This window comes from Bradyrhizobium sp. USDA 376, assembly GCF_054063675.1.
In genome coordinates this window covers 995,500-1,017,423 of record NZ_JBSSGN010000001.1, presented here as the reverse complement: position 1 = coordinate 1,017,423, position 21,924 = coordinate 995,500, and the positions used below count along the sequence as shown (strand labels likewise).

The following is a 21,924-nucleotide window of genomic DNA, read 5'->3' as shown; positions in this document are numbered from 1 at the left end:
CAGTCCCATCGCTCTCTTGCAGGCGCAGATGGCAAAGCGCGCGAGATGCCATGATCGCTCCTCAACCTCTGCTCCCCGGTTTGCATCCTGCGTTTGACAATCACAGCTGGGCTTTTGGAACCATTCTGTCGCGAGCCGATTGGCTTACTGACACAATCACTTTTGGAGAAATGCTATGAAATTTATCGCACTCACTATGGCAGCCGCGGCAGGTACGCTTCTTGTGACCGCTGCTTCAGCTGCCCCGCTTTCTGCCAATGTATCAGTTGCACCGGAGAGCAACGTTCAAAACGTTCGTATGGTCTGCAATGAAGACGGTCGCTGCTGGCGCGAACGTGGTGAACGCCGTGTTATCATCCGCGACGGGCGCGATGCTTACGGATATGCTCCTCGCGAGCGTTACATCGAGCGCCGCGGCTATGAAGACCGTGGCGGCATCGGCTTCAGTGCTCCCGGCGTGAGCGTTGGAATCGGGACCGACCGCTACTGAGAGACGACGAGATACCTTGTGAAAATGGCCGTGGTGTAGTCCGCGGCTTTTTCATTGGGACTCATCCTCAAATGGCATAGATCGAATGCTTCGATCGGCGTCTGGTGTGATCTATCCCGACTTTCCCAGGCGAGGAGCGTTCGTCCCTCGCAACCGTTCCGCAAACCAAAACGCCCCGATCGCGACAAACGCGAGAAGGAAAATTCCTCCACACGATAGGAATGTAACTGCAAAACTTGTGTCCATGACATTCTCCCAAGAGAGATGATTGGGTGCAGTCTCGATTCGACTCCGCCGCTATCCTGGTGTGCCGCGATTTTTCAGGTGGCCAGATCGAAGGGCCGACGTTTCGCCGTTCGTCGAGCAGTTTCGCTGATCAGGCCGAGCTTGCGGAAGCAGGATCGGTTCAAAAATTTGCGGCGACCAGATCGTAAGAGCCCCTGCTGCCGCGGACGTACATCTTAGCAGCGGCGGCGCATATCAAGTCACGATTGAAATCGAACGCGTGCAGAAAATCCGACTCACCGTAACCGGTATCTGGTTGAATTCGCTTCAGCGCATCTTCGTTTATGAAAAACGATGCCTCAATAGCGCTGTCGTGTCCCCAAAATCGTACGGCACGCCGCGTGCGGTCATATGAACGGCTATGGTTGGGAAACTCGATCATGTTGTCGGGGCCGATCAGTTGTCGGAGCACGAGACCTCCGTGCCGGCTGCACGCGATTTGCGTCGCGGCATATTCGATGGCGTCCGATCCTGTCTCCGGCGCACTCGCGTGCAACGGGTCGATACGCTGACAAGGTATACGGTAGCCAAAGCTTGGCGCGAAGCGCGAAGGGAGGGACGTTGGAGCGATCCGGTTGCGCCAACCTCTAACTGGGTATGCTGGAAGCGGATTACAACCCCGCTCGATCCCGCCACAGCAAATAGTCGCGCCTGGCCTCGTTATTCTGCGGATCGGCACTATATCTTGGATATCACCGCGCGCCCCTCGGCTGTTATCGGTGACTGAGAGCAGTGTGCTCCCGCCGCGACCTAGAGGCGGTTACTATGTCAAATATCTCCAAATTCAGCGTTCGCGAGTGGTTAGTGCCTCCGGTACTGCTGCCGATCTTCTTTGTGCTGCTGATCGCTGCTGCGATGCTTATTCAGTGGTAGTTCCCCTCGTTGGGCCCGCGCCGTCTGCTGAAGCCAACCGCTCATTCCGGCCAGTCAAGCGAGTCCAATCGTCGTTAGCTTGCAAGCTGAACATCCGGGCGGCAGACGCCCTGGATGGAGCCCGCAAGATGCCGCCGGGAGACGAGCGCGCGGAGGCAATGAAAAAGGCTACGATCCTGGAGAACGCCGCTGAAATGCTCGAGCATTTCAGCCGCAGGGTCGGCGTGCCGGCAAAATGACGGTTGAGGGCTAGTTTCTTCCCCCGCTCCACCGTTCACGCCCAAACTCGGGCACTTAGGAAAAGAGCTCCTGGGCATGGATCGTAGGAGCACCGAGATGCTTGTCCCAGATCGATCGCTCGTTTCAGTCAACACCCGTTTTCCCGTGGATGCCTATCCGATGGTACCCGATCTTTCACGCAGTCCGGCCGTCGTTCTCGTCGTAGAGGACGAGATGATGCTCCGCATGCGCGCGGTCGACATGGTGGAAGACGCCGGTTACACGCCGGTTGAAGCTCTGGATACCGACGAAGCCGTCGCAATCCTCGAATCCAGGTCCGACATCGCGCTCATATGCACCGACATTCAATTGCCCGGCAGCATGGACGGCCTGAGTCTTGCGCATACCGTGCATAAGCGTTGGCCGGCGATCAAGATCATCCTGGTGTCGGGACAATTGAACCCATCGAGCATCGATCTTCCCCCCTGTAGCAGATTTTTCGGCAAACCACTCCAAGCCTGGCAAGTCATAGCCCAGATGCGCAGCATGATAGGCCACGCCTGAATCTCGTGGTTCTTGGCGCCGGATGCCGCCAGACCTTTCAATGCCAACGCCCGGCCGAAATCAAGTGCGGTACCCCGCCCAAGGTGATACAGTTGCAAATGCTTGAAGTCGATCTCCGCACAGACAGGCGTCCGGGCGGCGCAGAATTCCACCAGGACTTTCTGGCGGCAGAGAATGTCAGCCTGCGGTTACTCCTGGCGCAGGCTGAGATCAATACGAGGAGCCTGCTTGCCAAGGCCGGTATCGATGCCAAAGAGCGCGAGGCATCCGACAAGCTGCAGAAGCTGATCCTCGAAGAACTGCATCACCGCATCAAGAACACGCTCGCGACCGTCGCCGCAATCGTCTCCCAGAGCCTGCGCAACCTGCAGGGGGGCGAGCACGCGCAACACGCCATCGAGGGCCGGCTTTTGGCACTCGGCCGGGCCCACGATCTCCTTCTGCAGGCAAAATGGTCCAGCGCCGATCTTGGCACGGTCGTCCGCAGCGCCATCGAAGCCTTCGACAATCCCGCCGAGTCGAAATTCTCGATCACGGGACCCGATATCCGGATGACGTCGGCTGCCGTCATCGCCGTCGCGATGACGCTCAATGAGCTCTGCACGAACACCACGAAGTTTGGCGCCCTGTCGGTCCCGGAGGGGCGCGTCGACCTCGTCTGGACGGTAGACCAACCGACACAGCGCTTGCACCTCACCTGGACCGAAAAGAACGGTGCGGTTGTCCAGCCGCCCGCCAAGCGCAGCTTCGGAACACGGCTGATCGAGACGCTTGGCAAGCAGCTCCAGGGCAATGTGCAATTAGCCTATGCGTCGACGGGTTTCTCGTACACGTTCGACGTACCGATAGCTTTTTTGAGCTCCCCGCCGGCATAGCCAGCGCGCATGTGGTCACGTGAGTGGATCAGTATTTTACGTGAGTTGATCAGTATTTCTCTTCGTCCCTTTTTGTTGGGCGCCTTCGAGGCGTGGAGCTCGCAGCTGTGCATGTTCACTAATTCGCTGATTGGATCGCTCCAGCGGAGGAACGATCCGATGCGAGACAACAGCTATGACCGAACGGTTGAGCGCAACTATCTGCACAAGTGGCGTTTTCTGATTTCGGAGTATGAGGCGGTGAAGGCTGGCCGATCGCCGCTGTTCAAGCGGGTCGGCGACTTCTACCGGCACCACGGGACCTGCTCGCAGACGTTCCGCAAATATTACAATCGCTATCTGCAGAGCGGCGAGGACGCGGATCTGCTGCCGCGGCGGCGCGGCCCGAAGTGGCGGGAACGGCGCGAGCTGGAAGGGATCGAGGCGGAGATCGTCGCCCATCGCAAGCGGGGGATGAACCGTTATGAGATTCATGCCGTCTTGCGCGAAACGCGCGACACGGTACCTTCGCCGATCACGATCTACCGGGTGCTGAAACACTACCGCCTGAACCACCGCACGCCGGCGATGCGTGAGGAGAAACGCCATATCATCAAGGACAAGCTCGGGGAGCTGGGCCACGTCGATCTGCATCAATTGCCGCGCGATATGTTCCTCGCGCCACCCCCGGTCACGGCCTACATCATCAGCCTGATCGACAGCTGCTCGCGTCTGGCCTGGGCCGAGGTCCTGACATCCAAGAAGGCGCTGCCGGTCATGTTCAAGACCCTGAAGATGATCAACACCCTCAACGTCACCTATGGGCTCGTCTTCCAGGAAATCCTGTCCGACAACGGCGCCGAGTTCGCCGCCCGCACCAAGCCGGGCGAGCATCCGTTCGAGGCCATGCTGCTCGAGCTCGGCATCAAACACCGCTACACCAGGCCCTATCGGCCGCAGACCAACGGCAAGGTCGAACGCTTCTGGCGTACCCTCGATGACGACGTCATCGACGGCGCGACCTTCGACAACCTCGACCACTTCGCCAATGAACTGTTCGAGTACCTCGTCTACTACAACAACCACAGACCCCATCAGGCCTTGGCGGGACAAACTCCCAAGGCCTTCGCCGCTACCAAGACCACCGCGATCCAATCAGCGAATTATTGAACATCGACAGCAACGACCAAAGCAAAGCCGTCGTTGAAGGGGTCTCCCATTCGCGGGACCCACGCGGGATCCTGGGAGCCGGCGCATTGCCGATTATGCAGCGTGCTGCATCACTCAGAGCGGATCCACAGTCGCGGGGCCGGTAGCCAGGTCACAGCGGGCGGTCGCGAGTCACTCTGCGGGAATGCGTTACCATCGCCGACCCCAATTGCCGCCCCACCTACTTCCCCATCCGCTGCCACCTCGAAGCAGCCGCACGATGAGCAGCAGCAATATCGCTCCGATGGTGGCGTTGACGATCGCGCTGATCATCCCGCTACCGAGATGGATGCCTAGCTGAGGTAACAACCAGCTTCCGATAAAGGCGCCCAAAATCCCGACAATGAGGTCACCGATAATTCCAAAACCGGTCCCCTGGACGATTTGACCAGCCAACCAGCCCGCAACGAGACCGACAAACAGTATGACCAGCAGGCCTTCGCTCGACATATTCATTGTGACACCTCGGCATTCTGGTTTGGACGCAGTATTGCAAGCTGATCCGCCTGGTGTCTGTGCAAATTTGATCAGCTTGTTGGAATATTGGCTTTGGCGCCAGGTATGCCCTCACGCCATCGGCCTCGTCGCAATTGGTTGAGCTCGCCTGTCAGGGTAACAGGCAGTCCACCACTCCTTTGGTCGCAGGTAGAGGCACGCGCGGTCGATTTGAAGTCTCATTTCGAACCGTTTTCTGACTCGCGAGCTGCACTGACAAGGCGCGCCTCGAGTTTCGCGCCATTCCCGTGCAGGCACGAGCCGCTGAAGTGAGGCCAAGTCTGCTTTGCGCAGCCCGTGTCGACAACATGAATATCGCGCCGGTTGCTCTTCTGGAGGGCGGCCGACTGCCCAGGTTCGACCTCTGGGGCATATACAGACAGTACGAACAAGGCGGCGGCAATGAAGGCGGAAATTGCGACGGCCGAGAGCGTTTTGATCATTGGTTGCGGTCGTGTCATTCGCTGCTTTGGCTCGTGAACTTAATGATGATTCGCGCTTTGGTTCGTTGGAGAATCTAGCTTGAGCCGTATATTCAAACCCTTTGTGCTTCTGATCGCCGCCATCTACTTCCTGGTGGACGCCGTCTTTTTCACTCTCTTCAAACCTGTCCTTCGCCGGATGGCGGATTGCTGGGTATTCGAAAGCTTGCGAGCGTGGATTGTGTCGCTTCGCCCATATCCTACTCTGGCGCTGTTCATCGTGCCGGTCATTTTGCTCGAACCTGTTAAGCCTGTTGCGGCTTACCTGACGGCGACAGGCCACGTCGTTGACGGGCTTATGGTCCTCATCGTTGGCGAGCTTCTCAAGCTCCTGCTTATTGAGCGTCTCTTCAGCGTTAGCCGCGATAAGCTTATGTCAATTCCTGTTTTCGCCTGGTGCTACGACAGGTTTTGTCAAGGCCAGGACTGGGTCGCATCCCTGCAGGCATGGCAACTCATGCGTCGTTGGAGCTCCAATGCCAAGCACGCTGTTCAAAGATATGTCCTTGAATTTAAGGCTGCGCAGAAGCGAAAGAGGCTTTTTTGGCGAGCGCGCTGAACGTCGGCGCACGGCTGAGCAAATAGCGCCGCCAGATGTTTGTTGAAAACTATTCTCTTCTGACAGGTTGTGTCGTCGCCCAGATCCCCATCTAGGGACCGTGTTGGGATCTAAACCGGAGCCCGTAGCCCGGAAGAAATCCACTTCATCGAATGGGTTTCGCTGACGACTTTATCGACGTGATGGCAATTGACGCCCTGAAACGTACGAATCTCGAATCCGATCCGAGAGGGCTTAATGTGCGTCAGGGTCATTGGACCCAAGCATTGGGGGCAGGTATGGGGCTGAACTGCTATGCGGCTTGGGTCGAACAAGACTGCTAAGGATGACATGATGCTCACCTAAACTCAGGCGGGAGCGTTACAGAACTCTCAGTCACCGATAGATGCCGTGATGGGGGCGGTGATGGAGGCACCATGGAATCATCGCTATCCCGGCGCCGTTCTATTTTGCTCACTTTCGAAAAGTTAACGAATTAGGACCCGGGAAAGCACAACGCCACCAAGCCCAATAATGCTTGGTGGCGTTGGATTAGGTCCGGACAGCGCAATCCCCCGGTGACCACCAAAACAGCAGATATGCACTGCGATCGTCTGTTCAAAATTGCTCACTTTCAAATTAGATCATTGCCATTTTTAAGACTAGGCCACTGTCGTCTGAAACAGGCCAGCACCTACCGTCCCGAGCCGTCCTGATCAGGACACTCGCAATTTGAAATTTTGACAGTGAGCAAAAGTGAGCAAGCGCCGCTGCGGCTGCAAACGGAAACCGCAGCCATTCTGTGAGTTCTCTCAAGATCCAGACGGCGCTGGGCCGTGCGGGGATCGACAGCCCATGCATCGCAACAGTTTTCTGATACTCGATCGCCTCGTCGGCGAGCAGCAAGTGTGGAATGGTGAGAGCTTAGATCAGACCACATTTGCAAGCCGGTCTTCTGTGCGCGCAGGAACGTAGCCTGATCTTGTCAGTTAGCGCTCCGAGACTTCATCTTAGGAAGTGTTAGCTATGGAGAACGATCGAATTGCCGGCTCGGCGAAGGACTTCGCCGGTAGGGTCGAGGGCACCGTCGGCGATATCGCCGGCGACGCAAAGACCCAGGCAGCAGGCCGCATCCGCGAGGCGACAGGCACCGCGCAGAACCTGTATGGCCAGGCCAAGGATGCAGCGCGGGAAGCTACGGATGCCGCCGTCAACTACGCCAAGGACGCTTATGAGAACAGCGGTGATACTTTCCGTGACGGCTCGCAAGCGATCGCGAAGAAGGTGCAGGACAATCCCCTCGGTTCGATGTTGATCGCGGGCGGGATCGGCTTTGCGTTGGGGCTATTGCTGACGCGCCCGCCGCACCATCCGCCGCAGCGCGGGCGACAACGGCTATGACGGCCATATCGGAGCTATTCACGCTTTTTGATTGATTGGCTGTTTGTTGACTTGGAGATGAGATCGTGAGTGATGACATCCCGCTGGCCCCTTTCGCCCATGAAAGCTTGGATTCCGTTCCAGAACCGAAATCCACCATCGCGGAAGTCTCCGAAGCTGTGAAGGGGGCAGTCCATCGAGTTAGCGGCGCGATAGAAGCGGGTCGAAAGCCAGGGATGCCGTTGAGCATCTTGAGCAATATCGCGCGCGAAGCGCCACTTGGTTCGCTGTTAGTCGCGTTCCTGTTGGGCGTTGCCGTCGCACGCCGGCGATGATGGGTTTGGGGGCGCGCTAACCGTCCCAGGCTATACAGATCTGAGGACTCCTCGGTAGCTGCTTAGAGCAGGTGCCCGATAGCCGCCCGCAATGGCCGAGAAGGGTCCTGTGCCATGGTCACCTCCTTGGTGAGGGCGGTAGGCTAAGTGCGCTTAGAGCACGCCGCCGGTCAAAATTGACCACACTGTCCGGCTTTAAATTTCAGACCCCCTGGATTTAAACTGGGGGCGCGGGGGGTACAGCATCCGCACCCGATAATCATCTTCGAAAGAAGCTGGCACTCTTCCTGATTGCCGGTCGTGTTCGATAACATCAGAATTGGGTCCAATTTAATGCAGATCAATCTGCGCGACCTTGTATCGCGCGGTAGGGCAGGAACTTTTGCTGGCTGACCCTATTTGTCCCGATGTCGGGCGCACAACGATTGGTGAATATCAACGCGCCGCGAGGCAAAACCCCCGCACAATGCCACCGCCAGTTTGTTTGCGCTGCGATCAGTATAGTCGTAGCGGAGAATTCTTTCATGAAAAGCGTTTTGAAGCTGACTGCAATGCTGGGGCTTGCAGTGTTGATGATGATCCCGTTGAGCGCAAATGCTCAGGAACAGAAGCACGAAAACAACAAAGGAGCGCCGGCGGCGCGTTCAGCCCCAGCTGTCGCGCCGCCGCCACAGCGGCAGGCCGCGCCGCAAAGTCAGGCCGCTCCGCAACGCGAGGCCGTGCCGCAACGCCAGACCGCACCGCAACGTGAAGTCGCACCGCAACGCCAGGCCGCGCCGCAACGGCAGGCCGCGCCGCAACGCGAGGCCGCGCCGCAACGGCAGGCCGTACCGCAACGTGAAGCCGCGCCGCAACGCCAGGCCGCACCGCAACGCGAGGCCGCTCCACAAGGCCATGCGCCGCAAAGGGCCGCAGCTCCAACGCGTCAAGCAACGCCACGCATCATCAACAGTCCGCGGGACAATGCACCCGCCCGAACAGCAACTCCGCCGACCACCCACAACGCCGCGCCCAAGGCCGCCGTATCCGCTACGCCAACGCGCGAGCAGCTGCGCCGCCAGCAACGCGAGGAGCTCACGCTGCGCCAACAGGAAACCCGTGAACTGCGAAAGCTCCCGACTGCGCAACGCGCGCAGAAGCAGCAGGAAATCAATCAGCAGCGTGAGCAGCGCGTGCAGCAGCGGCTGCAACCTAACGGCCATGCTCAGCCGAATGCATTGGTTCAACCCAATGAGCAAGCGCAGCGCGGCGAGCGTCGTAACGGTGTCGCTGTTACACCGCAGGCAGCCCAGCAAGGCCGCTTCGCTGCGCGTTTCGCGGCACGGGCGCAAGGTGCCAATTTCCGTGCGGACACGGCTGCGCTCGCCCCACGCCGGGCCTGGAGCCTCGGCCTGCGCGCGGCCTTCGTGCCGTGGCACGGGCCCGTGTTCTGGCCCTATGCCTATTCGGACGTATTCGATTACGCATTCTGGCCCTCTGGCTATGATGACGGTTACTTTGCCTATGCCTACGATGATTTCTTCGACGGCGTGTTCTGGGGCCAAGCCGGTCTGCCGCCTGAGTACAGCTATGCCTATGCGCCGCCAAACGGACGCCAAGCCCGATCGACTTCTTCCACCGTGGAAGAACCGTGCACGCAGCCTGGCACGGGCATCACTGCTTGGCCGCTCGCAGAAATCAATAGCAAGGTCGGCTTGAATACCGAGCAGAAGCAGCTTCTCGACCAGGTGCGAAGCTCGGGCCAGAGAGCCGCCAGCGTGTTCAAAGCCTCATGCCCCGCGAAAAACGCCTTCGCGATGACGCCACCCAGTCGCCTACAGGCGATGACGTTGCGGCTAACAGCCACGCTCGAAGCAGTGCAGACGGTCCGCCCGGCGATGGAGAAGTTCTATAGCTCGTTGAACGATGAGCAGAAGGAGCGCCTAAACGAAATTGGGCCGAAGCAGAAGAGCAACGCCGAGGCCAACCAGACATCGGCGCGGGACGGCAAGAGCTGCAGCGAACCGAAAGCCGGGCTTGCTAATCTGCCGATCGAGCGGATCGAGGACGCGGTCAAGCCGACCAATGCGCAGGAAGATGGTTTGAAGCACCTTGAGAAGGCCACTGCCAAGGCTGTCTCGATCATGCAAGCCGCCTGCCCCGAGGACACGCCAATCACTCCGCCCGGCCGGTTGGAGGCGATGGAGAAGCGCCTGCAGGCCATGATCGATGCAGCTAATACGGTGAAGCCTGCGCTCAACGACTTTTATGGGTCACTGAGCAGCGAGCAAAAGGCGCGTTTCAACCGCATCGGCGGCGAACTCGCGCAATCCGGCAACTAGTTGGGCCTCACGTTGAGTTGAAAATAGATAGGCGGCCCTTGTGGCCGCCTCTTTGTTTGCCCGGTGAGCCGCTTTCACCTTTGCAGCGGCGGCTTGCGATGACGGAGGAAGCGACCGAGCAGCCGACGCCTGCCCTTGTGCGGGATGAGATCGACGTCGCTGACGAGTTTCGCGCCACCCTTGCGCCGTTCCAGCACTATCTTGCGGCTGTGGAAGGCTTCAAGCTCGGTGCGATGGGCGACGCTGACCACGGTGGCCATGGGCAGCTCCTTGGTCATCAGCTCCATCATCTTGTCCTGGCTCTTTTCATCGAGTGCAGAGGTCGCTTCGTCCAGCACGATGATATCTGGCTTGTGCAGAAACAGCCGCGCGAAGGCGAGCCGCTGCTTTTCACCTCCTGATAGCGTCTGGTCCCACGGCGCCTCTTCCTCAATCTTGTCCTTGAGATGACTGAGGCCGACCTTGTCGAGCGCTTCGCCGATCTGTTCCACCGTCCAGTCCTCGGCGGCGGCCGGGTAGGCAGCGGCGCGCCGCAGCGTGCCCAACGGCACATAGGTTTTTGCGGCAGCATGAACAGGCGGCGATCTGGATGGAAATTGACGCTGCCGCCGCCCCACGGCTACAGCCCCGCGATCGCACGCACCAATGTGCTTTTGCCGGTGCCGGTTTCGCCGGCCACCAGCAGGCGTTCGCCGGCTTCGATCACGACTTCCGCCTCGCCGACCACGGCGGTGCCGTCGTCGAGGGTCACCGAAAGATCGTTGAGACTGAGAATGGCGTCGCCTTCGGTCTCGCCGCGCTTGATGCGGCCGATGCCGTCGCCACGCTCGGCGCGCTCGAGGCCGTCCAGGGACATCATCAGCGAGGCGATGCGCCGCGCGCAGGCGTTCCAGTCCGACAGCCCCGGATAATTGTCGACCAGCCAACCAAACGCGCTCTGCACGATGGTGAAGGCGGAGGCCGCCTGCATCATCTGTCCCAGCGTCATCAGCAGCAGCGGCACCACCGGTGCGATCAGGCTCGATCCCTGCGAAACCAGCGTGGTGCGCATGTGCTGGCCGGCGAGCCGCGCCCATTGCCTCAGCACCTTGATAAAGGTCTTGTCAATGCCGTCGCGCTCTTCCTCCTCACCGCCGAGCAGCGCTATGCTCTCGCCGTTCTCGCGCACGCGGGTCAGCGTGTAGCGATACTCGGCCTCGGCCTGATTCTTGTCTTCGGAGACTTGCACGAAGCCGCGCCCGATCGTCATGATCGAGCCTGAGGCAATCGCCGCGTAGAACACCGCCGCAATCACGAGGAAGCCAGGAATGGTGATGGTCGATCCCGCGATCGTGACCGTCAGCGCGCCGCCGGGTCCAGAGCACTACGATGAAGGTGGTCGCCCGACAGGAATGCCGAGGTGACGCCGGCGGCGAAATCCACCGGCGCATCAGTGGCGACGCGCAGATCCTCGGCGGATGCGGTATTCTGGATTCTGATGGTCGCCGCTGACGAGATTGAGCTGATAATAGCGGCCATTGGTCAGCCAGCGCGACACCACGGAATTGGCTAACCACGCCCGCCAGCGGCGCTGGATGCCCATACGCGTGAATACTTGCGCAACGCCGAGCAGGACGCTGCCGATGGCGAGCGGAAAGAACACCGCGGTCAAATAAAACACGGTGGCGGAATCGCGCTTCACATCGGCTCACGAGAGAGGCGAGTTCGGTTGAGGGCATTCGTGTCGTTCTGACCTGGGACCGCAGATTTCCTGTCTACCCCGGTAACGGGCATCTTCAGAGCGAGACGGCACGCAGTACAAATCGATTTAGACTTTAGCTTATTGAATCATCCCGCTCAATCTCGGGCTTTTCACGCAAAACGGCGTTCAACAGCGAATTATGAACCTCAATCTTTCCATTGTAGCTGATGAGCCCAAGTTTGCGGAATTTATTCATAAAGTAGCTCACGCGGGATCGGGTCGTTCCGATCATCTCAGCCAATGTTTCCTGGCTGATATCCAATAGAATAGGCTGAAGTACTCCTTCCTTTCCGAAATGCGCGAGCAGAAGAAGAAGGCGCGCGAGCCGCTTCTCGCTTGAATTAAAAAGCTGGTCGATCAAGTCCTCTTCAACTCGGCTGTTCCGTGTCAAGAGATACGCCATGAACAGCTCGGAAAATTTCGGCTCGGAACGAAGGGCGGCGATCATCGCTTCTTTGGTTATTGAGGTGATCACACATTCTTCCATCGCCGTCGTCGTCGCGATCCGCAACGGTTGGCCATTGAGGCACCCCTCGCCGAAAAACTGGCCCGGTTCTAGAATCCCGACTACCGCTTCCTTACCTTGCTCCGATAGGACAGTAAGCTTGACCCTTCCCTTTTGAATATAGAAGACCCTGTCCGCCGCGTCTCCTTGCTCGAAGACGTGCTGGTTTCTCTCCAATTTCAAGATCGTTTTGCCAGCTCCTACCTTGGCGAGAAAGGCTTTGGGGTCGAACCCTTCGTCGGCAAGCTTGGCCACAGGAGCCTCCTTTGCTCCGGACATGCGCGCCAGCATTATAGCGGTTCCAACACCAAAATGAAGCGGCTGCTTACGCAGTCACCACTGTCGTTGGCCAGCCGTCCTTGATCTCTGCTTTGGGCGGTAGCGGATCTTCGAAATTTTCCCGTGGCCAGAAACTCCGGCGCAGTGCAACACTATGTGTTACGCCCTTTTGCGAAGTCTCGACACTAGGCGAAACCGGCGACGACCCGTATGGCTCAGTCTTACCATTGACCGCTGTTGCGCTACCGAACGACATTACTGACCTCTCCAAGCTGCCCGATCGCGCGTAGCTCGTCCTTCGTTTTCAAGAGAGCAGCGATCTCGGTGTCTGACGTGGCCAAGGCGCTGGGCGTCCGCCACGTGCTGGAGGCAGCGTACGCAAGGCGGGCAATCGGGTCCGGGTCACCGCGCCATTGATCGATTCGAGACGATTTCGAGCGCCGTGTCGAAGGACTCCGCAAGGCCGGAGCTAACAGTCTGACACGCTTGCCCATTGACGAGTCCCGACGATGAGCCGCGCCCACGATCTTCTGCCGCGGACCCGCACTTGTGCGATCACCGTTCCCCCTCAAGGTGTAAGCCGCGCGCCGTCTACGGCCCGCACGCCTTTCAAGCGATTACCGTGGAAACGGTCACTACACTGAATTAGCATTCCGCGATTCGCGGTGGTCGTAAGGGGTGGTCGTAAGGAGTGTGCCAGATGGCCCGCATTCTGATTCAGGCGCCATCGAAGGAGTTTTGATCGCCAAGGCGCGAACCCACCTAGAACGCCGGCCCCCCTTTTGCCCGGGTTGAAGTGTCGCATCCCGTCAAAAAACGCCGTATGTCGAGAGTTAGTACTTAAACTCCGGCATGGCCTTCAATTCGTCCTTGGTCGCGTTATACACCGCGTGATCGGGATACCAACGCGTACTGGCGCTGGTTGTGGTGGTTGTCGTGGTGGTTGTTGCGGCACCGGTGGTGGTTCGCGTGGTGCTGTCTGGAGCGGGAGTGGTTGCAGGCGCATTCGCCGGTGCGGACGTTGTTGACGAAGTTGTCGAGGTCACCGGCTGGTCAACCCACTTCAGCTTATCGAAGGCGACCGCCACGTAGTGTTCGCCCAGGCCGAGAACGCCGCCCACACCCAGAATGACATTGGCCACCTTGCCTGACCTATCCAAAATCACGTCGTGGATGTCGCCGATCTTCTCGTTGGCTTCATTGTACACATCGACGCCGGCGAGCTTGGACGCGCGCCATTCACCCTGCTTGTGCGTGGTAGCGCTGGTTGTCGAAGCCGCTTGGTTTGTGGCTGTTTGCGCCGCCGCCGCGCCGGTCATCGACGCGATAGCCAGGAATGCTATTGCAAGACATTTGGAAATCATGATGTTCCTCCATTGTTTTGGGGGAACAATAACGCGGTTTGACTTTGGTTCCAGCGACGGAACAGTAAATCATCTCCCCGCGGCAAGGTCTCAGAGAGGCGGTGGACACCCGCGCTCAAACATTGCGCTACTCATTCGATCACCTCGTCGGCGCGAGAGTAGCATGAGTTGCGGCCTTCTCGACACCCGCGCGGCAGATAATCAGCCGGTTTGCCCAAATCACATTCTGCACCTTAAGGTGCGTTTCGCTCGTTGGCATTGCGGCGGAGTCGACTGCGATCGCTCGGCGCTACCCGGCAAACTGCGCCTGGTGATCATCGTACGAACATACAAGCACCGCCTAATTAAAAGCGAGAACTGAGATTCCGAAGCAACCATTGGTGGCGCGCGGCATTGGTCCACTGTTAAACAAACAAGGGAAAGTTCAAAAAATGTCGAACGCAAATCAGATTCATTCGAATCAAAATTTCGAGCACCAGCAGAATAGTAACGAACAAATCGATACAGGGACTGCGTCATCTAACGCCTTCCTGGCGATTGCCACTGCTTACGGTGACTACACGAAAAAGTCGTTTGAAGACACGAAACTGTTCGTTGAGAAGCTCTCTGGCGTGAAGTCGCTCGACAAGGCGATTGAAGTTCAAACCGAATTCGCCAAGACGGCCTACGAGACGTTCGTTACGGAGTCACAGAAGATTGGCGGACTGTACAGCGATCTTGCCAAGCAGTCCTACAAGCCATTCGGTGATCTTGTTGCAAAGATGACCTCGACAAATCGATAAATCGTTCCCCGCGGTGTGTCAGAGCACAAATACCCTGCTCATCGCGAGGTTTTTTCCGATCATCACTTAATCCGTCTAATCCTGGCAGCTGAGAGCTTGCGCTCGCGTTTGCTACGAGGAGCATTATGTCCAATCCTCCGCTTTTCCAAGAGTTGTCCTTTGATCCAGAGCAGGTAACCGCCGCGAATCAGGCCTACGACCTGGCATGTCGAACACTTCAGAATATCGGTCAGTTGGAGGTAGATCGCGAAATTATTGCCAAGGGTATTTTGCAGGCTGCAGGCAGCGGCGAGCGGGACGCCAACAAACTATGTGAACGTGCTATCCTTGGATTGACCCCGGTGGACTATCGGCAGCATGGCACTTAAAACAACCAACGGAGCGACCGGTTTCGGCTTCGAGACGGAGACATCGGCCTGCCAATCAAGAGGCCAGGAGACGCTATTCTGATGTCGAGCTGCCAGCTGACCCGATAGGGCTTGTTACTACCTCCGCCGTGCTGCAGCGGACCATTTCACCTTGGGCTGGCTGATGCACGGCCTTCGCAAGCGATCCTTCGGAATCATCATGATCCTGCTCGCGCTGGTCGCGCTCGCACCGGGCTCTCGATCGTAGCTGGCCTGCTACTCACGATTCCCGCGTTCCAGATGATCGCGGGCAAACCCGCTCCGGTCTTTCCAGGCCGCATCGCCACTCGTTCCTTGCCGACGAAACACCTCGCTGCTGTGGTGCAGCGATCCTTACCGGTGCTCAGATATCTTGAGAAGGTGGTTCATCCACGGCGGCGCAACCGTTGGAGGCAACCAAGCGCCTGGTCGGCTCGTCGTGGTACTGAGCGCTACTCTGGTCTTCATTCCAATACCCCTGAGCAACGTCGTCCCCGCTTTGGTGATTGCCTTGATCTCCCTTGCCTATCTCGAGGAGGATGGGGTCCTGTCTCTCGATCGCCTTGCTGGCCGCCGCCATTTGTGCGGTCGCGACGGCGGTAGTTTGGCAGACGGTCGTCGGCGCAAAATGGATCATCGATCTCTGGTAGCGACCTGTCGCTGGTAACGAACCGTGCGATGCCGCTTGTTGGCCGCGCCAACAATACTCGCGTCGCTTCTGTCCGGAGACCGTTTGAAGCCGCAAACAAAGGCGTCAGCGCTGCTTCGCTCGACCACACGACCAGCGGAGCTACGGGACCGAAGCGGGAAAGAATAGCCTTGCTGGCGGGAGAAACCTTTCCTTCGGATCGATGTTGTCATTCCAGCAACAGAACCGGGCGACTGGCAGTTGCTCGAAAAGCCGCTCGGCGTAATGCCCGGGCGGCTTTTTCCTTTAACGTGGGAGGGTGCAATGCCAAATGATAAGCCCCTCAAGCCCGACGACTTTCCGGTTGAGGTTGAGGGCGACGAATTAATGACTGCGGACGGCAAGCCAATCGCCAAGGCGAAAACGCCAGACATCGCAGAGGATATCGCGGACCGTCTCAACGAAGACGATTGCCGTAAAGAGCAGGACAGATGGTCGGCTTGATTTTGCTTGTGGTCGCGTCGAAGCATGCCGCTTCATCGCCAGTTCGAAAACCGTTGTGTCTCCCCCTCCCGCAGATCGCCGGGTTTGGTACCCTACAGAATTCTGTTGAAATGATACGCAGCCACCGCCAGGTGCGTGCAGGTTCGCTCCGTATCGGATTCTCCTTGTCGCTTCACGCAGGCTTGCACCGACGGCAAGATCAGCCTTTCGGTTTTAACCTGAACGTTCCTGATATGGCGTTGCTCATGCGGGTCTATATTTGGCCAGATCGCTCTTTGCTAGTACGCCCATTCCTTTCCGGCCTTTCCGGGTGGGTCCGAGCGAGAGCAGAGAGGTTTCCTCGTTGCTTGGCGCCTGGTCGAGCCCAAGAAATGACTTAGCGCACACAGGGGTTGAAGGTTCTGGCGACAGCCCAGTGATCGACGCGATCACTCGCATTACTTCCCAATACATCTCCCAACCCAAGATAGAAGCGGAACTATAGGCTGTTGGGGCCGTTCCACTCTATGGCCGACCTTCGTCGGCATGGATTCAATTTGAATTGGAAAAATCAGATGAGAAAGTCATTAATGGTGTCTGTGGCCGTTGCGGCCTTGTTGGCCACGACCGGGCTTGCGACAGCTCAAGGCGTTAATCAAGGAGCAGCGAAGGAATCTCCGACTGTCACTTCGCCTAAAGGTGATACTGCGGCGCCGATGAATGCACCCGCAAAGGGCGCCGAGACCGCTACACCCGGCGCTGGGTCAAAAGAAGCGGCGCCTCAACATGCGCAGGGCAAGCCGGATGCAAAAACGACCGGCGACATGAAAGCTGATGGCAAGTCGAAGGCTTCAGAGTCAATTACTCCGACCACCACTTCGAAGGACATGAAAAATCCGACCGCCGAAACGAAGTCGCCTTCTGACAGCAAGGCGACGAGCGACATGAAAGCCGACAGCAAGGCGAAATCACCTGATTCGACCACCACCTCAAAGGACTTGAAATCTCCGACTGCCGAGACCAGGCCTTCGACACCCGACAGTAGGACGACCGGCAATGCCGCAACCTCGGCGACATCAGCGCCTCCCGCCGAAAAGCGCACCCAGATAACCTCGGCGATCAAGCAGGAGAAGGTTGAGGAAGTTACAAACGTGAACTTCAACCTCTCAATCGGAACGGCTGTCCCGGCGGGTGTCCGCTATCATCCGATGCCAGCACGTATCGTGGAAATCTATCCGGAATGGCGTGGATACGATTTCATCCTTGTGCACGGCAACTACATCATTCTTCGCCCGCGCACCCACGAGATCGTTTACATCATCGAAGGTTAGGCGAACTCGCCAAGCACACGACAAGCAGCTACAAAAAACCAGAGGGGGGCTTAAGAGCCGTCCTCATTTTCTGAGCCAGCGGCCGCGGAAGGTCCTATTTGTCCTCTTCGAGTCTTTTTTCGAAAGCGAGCAATGTTGACCAGGCGTACCTTTGAATGCGCAAAGTGCAGGCACGACGAAACCGTCCTCATTGCCATTTAAGTGGGCTTCACGGTCCGCTTTATTGCGCTTCTACAGAGCAGGGCAAGAGTTCCATCGCTAGAATTCATGATGGTGATGCCGCAGCCGCGGAAGCGATTGCGGCTGACCGCATGATGCCGCGAGGAGCTCGGTCCGAAGCGGACACAACCCGTTTCGCCGGCTCGATCGTCGCAAGGGTTATTGGTGAACCGCATCCAGCGCAGCCGGCACGATCTTGTGGAAAGTTGGGATTGGAGCTTTCCCTATTTCACTTGGGAAGGCGAAGGACGATCAGTGAGCAGCGTTGCTCCTTCCCATGTATGGGCGTTCAGCCAATCATTGTTCTTGAACAGGGCTCGAAGTGATAAGGCTATCTGTCGCCGCTGATTGCGCTCAGCCCCCGGCGGGAACGAGCGGGCATAGCGCAACATATCGCGCCTTATCTGGATAAACTCCTCAATGCTGTGACGCTGCTCGAAGGTTGGCAACCGGTGGACGGAAGACATGATGCTCCCCTGACGTTATCGGCGAGAGCGCTACCGGACTCTCAGTCACCGAAAGCTGCCACTGACGGGGCGGTGATGAGGTAGTTTGTACCCCGGCGGCGATGACTACTGGTCAATATTGCTCAGTTCTCGAATTTGTTCCTCTGTAGGTTTGTTACGCCCGCGCTCTTCCGGACGAACTCGTTCGCTGAAAGGGATTATGATTGACGCCGGAAGCGATCATACGCTCACATTCAGAGGGAAAGCCATGGTTGCCGCCATACCGCCAACACAGTGTCCTTCCTTCCCGCTGGATGTTGATCGGCCGGAGCCACATGCCGCTGCGACGGAGGCCGCCGACGAGGCGGAGATGCCGCTGCCATCCGATCCGCAGACGTTCTTTCTCGGTGGTTTGTTCGCGTTGGGCGTCCTGGCGGCACTCTATGTGGCAAGCTCGATCATCCTTCCTGTCGTGGTCGCCCTAGTGCTCAATCTCCTGCTTCAACCCGCCGTTCGCCTCTTGGGGCGTTTGCATCTACCCCGCGCTGTCGGAGCGCTCTTCACCGTCTTCCTGGTGATTGGAGCGCTTGTCGGTACGGTGGCAGCGTTGTCGGTACCGGCCACGACCTGGGCCGAGCGGCTACCCGAGGGCATCCCCCGCCTGGAGGCACACCTGCGGGTTATAAGCGCGCCGATCCAGGCGTTGCAAAAGGTAATCCAACAGGCCGAGCAGGCTGCAGACGCGCCGCCTGGCCGGGGTTCGATTGTTTCGGTTCGCCGCGATCTGGGCATAACGGGCGTACTTTTCGCTGGCACGCGCTCCGTACTCGACGGCCTGTTTACGACTGTCTTGGTGCTCTATTTTCTCTTGGTAGCGGGCAATATATTCCTTCGACGCACCGTTGAGATCCTGCCGACATTCAACAACAAGCGACAAGCCGTCGATATCGCTCAGCAGGTCCAGGAGGACATATCGGGCTATCTGGTGACAATCACGGCCATGAATGCCGCCGTCGGTGTCACGACGGCGGCCGCGATGTATCTTTGCGGCCTGGGAGACCCCTTGTTGTGGGGCACCACAGCCTTCCTGCTCAACTACATTCCAATTTTGGGACCGCTTGTCGGGGTATGCATCTTCGTGCTGGTCGGAATGCTGAGCTTCGAAAGCTTATGGTGGGCTTTGCTGCCGCCGGTCCTCTACTTTGGCATTCATCTCGTCGAAGGTGAAACAGTGACGCCCATGCTGCTGGCGCGGCGCTTCACGCTGAATCCGGTATTGATCATCCTGTCGCTGGTGTTCTGGTTTTGGATGTGGGGCGTGCTTGGCGCGATCCTGGCCGTCCCGATGCTGGCTATTCTAAAGATCATCTGTGACAGGTTGCGCCCGCTCAAGGCCTTGGGGCACTTCCTCGAAGGGGAATAGCGGCATTACCGCTGGTTCGCATGACCCGTAGCAACCGAAATGTGGGTGACGACTTTGGGCTGACGGTTTTTGAGAACGGTGGCTGCCTCGGAGCGCGCCCTACATTGATGACCGGGATGACGCGATCGGAGAACCATCCGCCGTCCAGTCGATTCGCCGTATTGGATGCGGTTTACGTGTGCGCGAAGGCGATCAGACCTACGATAAAGTGACGAAATTCCCGAACAACTGCCCACACGTACGCTTGCCGTGAAGTCATTCGAAGGAAATGATGGTCGATAACCGGTTAGTCGACGGTCTTCAGATCGAACCAGTCGTAGAAGAGTGGTGGCTCGCGCCGTCGAATGTCGACTATGCATATTCACTTTGCGGCAGCTGGTTGCTACGTCGCAAGAGTGGAGAGGACCGGTGACCTTGAGGTTTCCGCCAGCAAGGTCCCGTCGGAGAGCTATTGAACGAACTCGGTAGCAACGAGTTGTCCCTGATGCCTAAACGCAAATCACCATCCACGGGCGCAATGAGCGTGCAGCCTGTCGAACATAGCTCTACAGCGCCAACCCAGCTGGCTATGGCGCCAACAGTCGGCGAGCAACACAGGACGCCACTTCCGAAAGAACAACAAGCAAGGGCGGATGCAGTCCGCACCGCGAACGCAAGAATGATGCGGCGCAATTCCCTGCGGACGCAGCGTCAAGCGCAGAAGGGCTAGTGCAGGCCGACAGGTTGCCTGTTCAGTTGCTGGAATCGATCGCCCGGTCCAGGTCGCGAAGGTACGATAGTCCCTGCACCGTCAAGCGGTGCTGGTCTTGTTCGCCGCCGATGTACAATTTCATCAGATGCTTGGAAAGACATTCACGGGCGCCCTTCGTCTCGGAGCGGTCCGCAAGGACGCCGTATATGCTTAGCGCGCGATCAACGGGGACGATGTTCATTGGATTAACTCATGGGACCGTTTCAGCTCTGAGAAGGTAAGGTTCGCTGCTTCGTATCGTTCCAAGAAATAGCCCGTCTCATGATGCGATTTTGAGCGCGAAGTGATTGCGCCCCCTCGCTCTGTGATGCACAAACGCCGCCAGGCGGAAATGATCCCCTGACGGCGTTGCATGAGGCTGAATGCTAAATCCCTTTCACGAGAGCTGGTCCGGGACTTCGGAAAAGGATCAACCGACCAAAAGCGGCTTGACCTTCTGCCGGAACCAATGTCGTCGGCGCAACTTGGTGACGGGCGACCGGATGCATGTGCCCCCACGCATCCGATGAAATGACGGCCTCAGTGCGCCCCCCACGCTCTGGGGCCGTTCCTTGGGACGGTTCTACTAGTCGCGCTCTCTCAGCAGGGGCTTCTCATGCAAGACCGCACTCAACAGCGAATTGTGGACCTCAATGTGCCCATTATAGCTGATGAGGCCCAGCCTGCGAAACTTGTTCATGAAATAGCTGACCCGGGATCGCGTGGTCCCGATCATTTCAGCCAATGTTTCCTGACTGATGTTCACGCTGATCGGCTGCGGGCTACCTTCCTTGCCGAAATTCGCGAGCAGCAACAGCAGCCGAGCAAGCCGCCGCTCACTCGAATTGAATAGCTGGTCGATCAGGTCCTCCTCAATCCGACTGTTCCGGGTCAGGAGGTATGACATGAATAGCTCTGAAAATTTCGGCTCGTCACGAATAGCCGACATCATGGCTTCCTTGGTGATCGACGTGATGACGCAATCTTCCATCGCTGTTGTCGTCGCGATGCGTAACGGGTGACCATTCATGCATCCTTCGCCAAAGAACTGGCCGGGCTCCAGAATTGCGATGACCGCTTCCTTGCCCTGCTCAGACACGACCGTTAGCTTGACTTTGCCGCTTTGAATGTAAAAAACGGTGTCCGCGACGTCGCCTTGCTGGAACACATGTTGGTTCTTGGGAAGTTCGAGAATCGTTTTCCCCGCGCCCACTTTGGCGAGAAACGTTTTGGGGTCAAACATGTCCTTGGTTGGCTTCGCCACGGGAGCCTCCTTTGACTCAACGAATTTGCTCGATTTCGGTTGGCTGCCAAGCGCCAAGCCTTTCGAACCGAGCGGCGAGCTGCTGCTTTAGCCAACTGATCACCTGCGGGGCTTGCCCCGTTTCGCAGATATTACCCCCTGATTGCCCGCAGTTCTACGGAGAAGGCCCGCCTTTTTGAGCCCCTCGGTTCGCTGTGCGCCGGGCGACATCGCCCGCGCTTCCTCAAGCGCGTCAATCGCTCTCGCGTGCAGGCTGCGGCTGTCACTCACCAGATCAGTTGTGACCGTAACCATGTGA

General features: G+C 58.1%; 22 protein-coding genes and 2 pseudogenes. 15 read left to right on the top strand and 9 right to left on the bottom strand.

The window, feature by feature from the left end; all coding sequences use genetic code 11:
• The first annotated feature begins 175 nt into the window (after nt 1-175).
• Nucleotides 176-490, top strand: coding sequence for a hypothetical protein (locus ACVJ19_RS04675; RefSeq protein WP_080751929.1), 315 nt, complete (start codon nt 176-178; stop codon nt 488-490).
• A gap of 406 nt (nt 491-896) precedes the next feature.
• Here the strand turns inward: ACVJ19_RS04675 and ACVJ19_RS04670 are convergent, their stop codons facing one another.
• Nucleotides 897-1,187, bottom strand: a complete 291-nt coding sequence (locus ACVJ19_RS04670) for a DUF1488 domain-containing protein (RefSeq protein ID WP_453948216.1) — start codon at nt 1,185-1,187, stop codon at nt 897-899.
• Nucleotides 1,188-2,047: 860 nt separating this feature from the next.
• Between ACVJ19_RS04670 and ACVJ19_RS04665 the strand changes: the two genes are divergently transcribed.
• The 3 genes from ACVJ19_RS04665 (at nt 2,048) to ACVJ19_RS04655 (ending at nt 4,455) form a co-directional block, all read left to right on the top strand.
• A complete protein-coding gene (locus ACVJ19_RS04665) occupies nt 2,048-2,431 on the top strand; it encodes a response regulator (RefSeq protein ID WP_041955390.1) in 384 nt (127 codons plus the stop codon).
• 98 nt (nt 2,432-2,529) lie between these two features.
• On the top strand, nt 2,530-3,306 hold the full coding sequence (locus tag ACVJ19_RS04660) for a sensor histidine kinase (protein ID WP_453948215.1): 777 nt from the start codon (nt 2,530-2,532) through the stop codon (nt 3,304-3,306).
• A 159-nt stretch (nt 3,307-3,465) separates the two neighbouring features.
• Complete coding sequence (locus tag ACVJ19_RS04655) at nt 3,466-4,455, top strand: integrase core domain-containing protein (protein WP_453948214.1); 990 nt, start codon at nt 3,466-3,468, stop codon at nt 4,453-4,455.
• 189 nt (nt 4,456-4,644) lie between these two features.
• Here ACVJ19_RS04655 and ACVJ19_RS04650 read toward each other — a convergent pair whose 3' ends face one another.
• Nucleotides 4,645-4,950, bottom strand: a complete 306-nt coding sequence (locus ACVJ19_RS04650) for a GlsB/YeaQ/YmgE family stress response membrane protein (protein ID WP_092218763.1) — start codon at nt 4,948-4,950, stop codon at nt 4,645-4,647.
• 218 nt (nt 4,951-5,168) lie between these two features.
• A complete protein-coding gene (locus tag ACVJ19_RS04645; protein WP_092218765.1) occupies nt 5,169-5,432 on the bottom strand; it encodes a hypothetical protein in 264 nt (87 codons plus the stop codon).
• 79 nt (nt 5,433-5,511) lie between these two features.
• Here ACVJ19_RS04645 and ACVJ19_RS04640 point away from each other — a divergent pair, with 79 nt between their 5' ends.
• From ACVJ19_RS04640 to ACVJ19_RS04625, 4 genes are all read left to right on the top strand, one after another.
• A complete protein-coding gene (locus ACVJ19_RS04640) occupies nt 5,512-6,030 on the top strand; it encodes a hypothetical protein (RefSeq protein ID WP_041955320.1) in 519 nt (172 codons plus the stop codon).
• Nucleotides 6,031-7,035: 1,005 nt separating this feature from the next.
• Complete coding sequence (locus tag ACVJ19_RS04635; protein WP_038954960.1) at nt 7,036-7,410, top strand: CsbD family protein; 375 nt, start codon at nt 7,036-7,038, stop codon at nt 7,408-7,410.
• Nucleotides 7,411-7,475: 65 nt separating this feature from the next.
• Nucleotides 7,476-7,724, top strand: a complete 249-nt coding sequence (locus ACVJ19_RS04630) for a hypothetical protein (protein WP_018643669.1) — start codon at nt 7,476-7,478, stop codon at nt 7,722-7,724.
• Between the two features lie 524 nt (nt 7,725-8,248).
• On the top strand, nt 8,249-10,045 hold the full coding sequence (locus ACVJ19_RS04625; protein ID WP_453948213.1) for a Spy/CpxP family protein refolding chaperone: 1,797 nt from the start codon (nt 8,249-8,251) through the stop codon (nt 10,043-10,045).
• 74 nt (nt 10,046-10,119) lie between these two features.
• Here the strand turns inward: ACVJ19_RS04625 and ACVJ19_RS04620 are convergent.
• The 3 genes and pseudogenes from ACVJ19_RS04620 to ACVJ19_RS04610 form a co-directional block, all read right to left on the bottom strand.
• Nucleotides 10,120-11,723 (bottom strand): annotated as a pseudogene (locus ACVJ19_RS04620) (ABC transporter ATP-binding protein/permease); the annotation flags it as partial.
• 136 nt (nt 11,724-11,859) lie between these two features.
• Nucleotides 11,860-12,582 (bottom strand): Crp/Fnr family transcriptional regulator, encoded by a 723-nt coding sequence (locus tag ACVJ19_RS04615; protein WP_453948212.1) that lies wholly within the window; start codon nt 12,580-12,582, stop codon nt 11,860-11,862.
• A gap of 821 nt (nt 12,583-13,403) precedes the next feature.
• The gene (locus tag ACVJ19_RS04610; protein WP_271500640.1) at nt 13,404-13,934 is read right to left on the bottom strand and encodes a PRC-barrel domain-containing protein; all 531 of its coding nucleotides are present in this window, start codon (nt 13,932-13,934) and stop codon (nt 13,404-13,406) included.
• A gap of 431 nt (nt 13,935-14,365) precedes the next feature.
• Between ACVJ19_RS04610 and ACVJ19_RS04605 the strand changes: the two genes are divergently transcribed.
• The 6 genes and pseudogenes from ACVJ19_RS04605 (at nt 14,366) to ACVJ19_RS04580 (ending at nt 17,544) form a co-directional block, all read left to right on the top strand.
• Nucleotides 14,366-14,716, top strand: a complete 351-nt coding sequence (locus ACVJ19_RS04605; RefSeq protein ID WP_038954963.1) for a phasin family protein — start codon at nt 14,366-14,368, stop codon at nt 14,714-14,716.
• A 125-nt stretch (nt 14,717-14,841) separates the two neighbouring features.
• Entirely contained in the window at nt 14,842-15,084 is a 243-nt protein-coding gene (locus tag ACVJ19_RS04600) for a hypothetical protein (RefSeq protein ID WP_354268619.1), read from the top strand.
• Nucleotides 15,085-15,363: 279 nt separating this feature from the next.
• Nucleotides 15,364-15,441, top strand: a pseudogene (locus tag ACVJ19_RS04595) (hypothetical protein); the annotation flags it as partial.
• A gap of 100 nt (nt 15,442-15,541) precedes the next feature.
• Nucleotides 15,542-15,769: an exopolysaccharide biosynthesis protein gene (locus tag ACVJ19_RS04590; protein ID WP_161533471.1), complete on the top strand. Its 228-nt coding sequence runs from the start codon at nt 15,542-15,544 to the stop codon at nt 15,767-15,769.
• A gap of 285 nt (nt 15,770-16,054) precedes the next feature.
• Nucleotides 16,055-16,234 carry a hypothetical protein gene (locus ACVJ19_RS04585; RefSeq protein WP_020607910.1) on the top strand — a complete coding sequence of 60 codons (180 nt, stop codon included), beginning with the start codon at nt 16,055-16,057 and terminating at the stop codon, nt 16,232-16,234.
• A gap of 554 nt (nt 16,235-16,788) precedes the next feature.
• Nucleotides 16,789-17,544, top strand: a complete 756-nt coding sequence (locus ACVJ19_RS04580) for a DUF1236 domain-containing protein (RefSeq protein ID WP_453948211.1) — start codon at nt 16,789-16,791, stop codon at nt 17,542-17,544.
• A 443-nt stretch (nt 17,545-17,987) separates the two neighbouring features.
• Here the strand turns inward: ACVJ19_RS04580 and ACVJ19_RS04575 are convergent, their stop codons facing one another.
• Entirely contained in the window at nt 17,988-18,230 is a 243-nt protein-coding gene (locus ACVJ19_RS04575; RefSeq protein ID WP_453948210.1) for a hypothetical protein, read from the bottom strand.
• Nucleotides 18,231-18,477: 247 nt separating this feature from the next.
• On the opposite strand from ACVJ19_RS04575, the gene ACVJ19_RS04570 reads away from it, so the two are divergent.
• Nucleotides 18,478-19,632 (top strand): AI-2E family transporter, encoded by a 1,155-nt coding sequence (locus ACVJ19_RS04570; RefSeq protein ID WP_020607911.1) that lies wholly within the window; start codon nt 18,478-18,480, stop codon nt 19,630-19,632.
• A gap of 731 nt (nt 19,633-20,363) precedes the next feature.
• Here the strand turns inward: ACVJ19_RS04570 and ACVJ19_RS04565 are convergent.
• Both ACVJ19_RS04565 and ACVJ19_RS04560 read right to left on the bottom strand, forming a co-directional pair.
• On the bottom strand, nt 20,364-20,564 hold the full coding sequence (locus ACVJ19_RS04565) for a hypothetical protein (protein WP_453948209.1): 201 nt from the start codon (nt 20,562-20,564) through the stop codon (nt 20,364-20,366).
• 384 nt (nt 20,565-20,948) lie between these two features.
• Nucleotides 20,949-21,626, bottom strand: a complete 678-nt coding sequence (locus ACVJ19_RS04560) for a Crp/Fnr family transcriptional regulator (protein ID WP_453948208.1) — start codon at nt 21,624-21,626, stop codon at nt 20,949-20,951.
• Nucleotides 21,627-21,924: the final 298 nt, after the last annotated feature.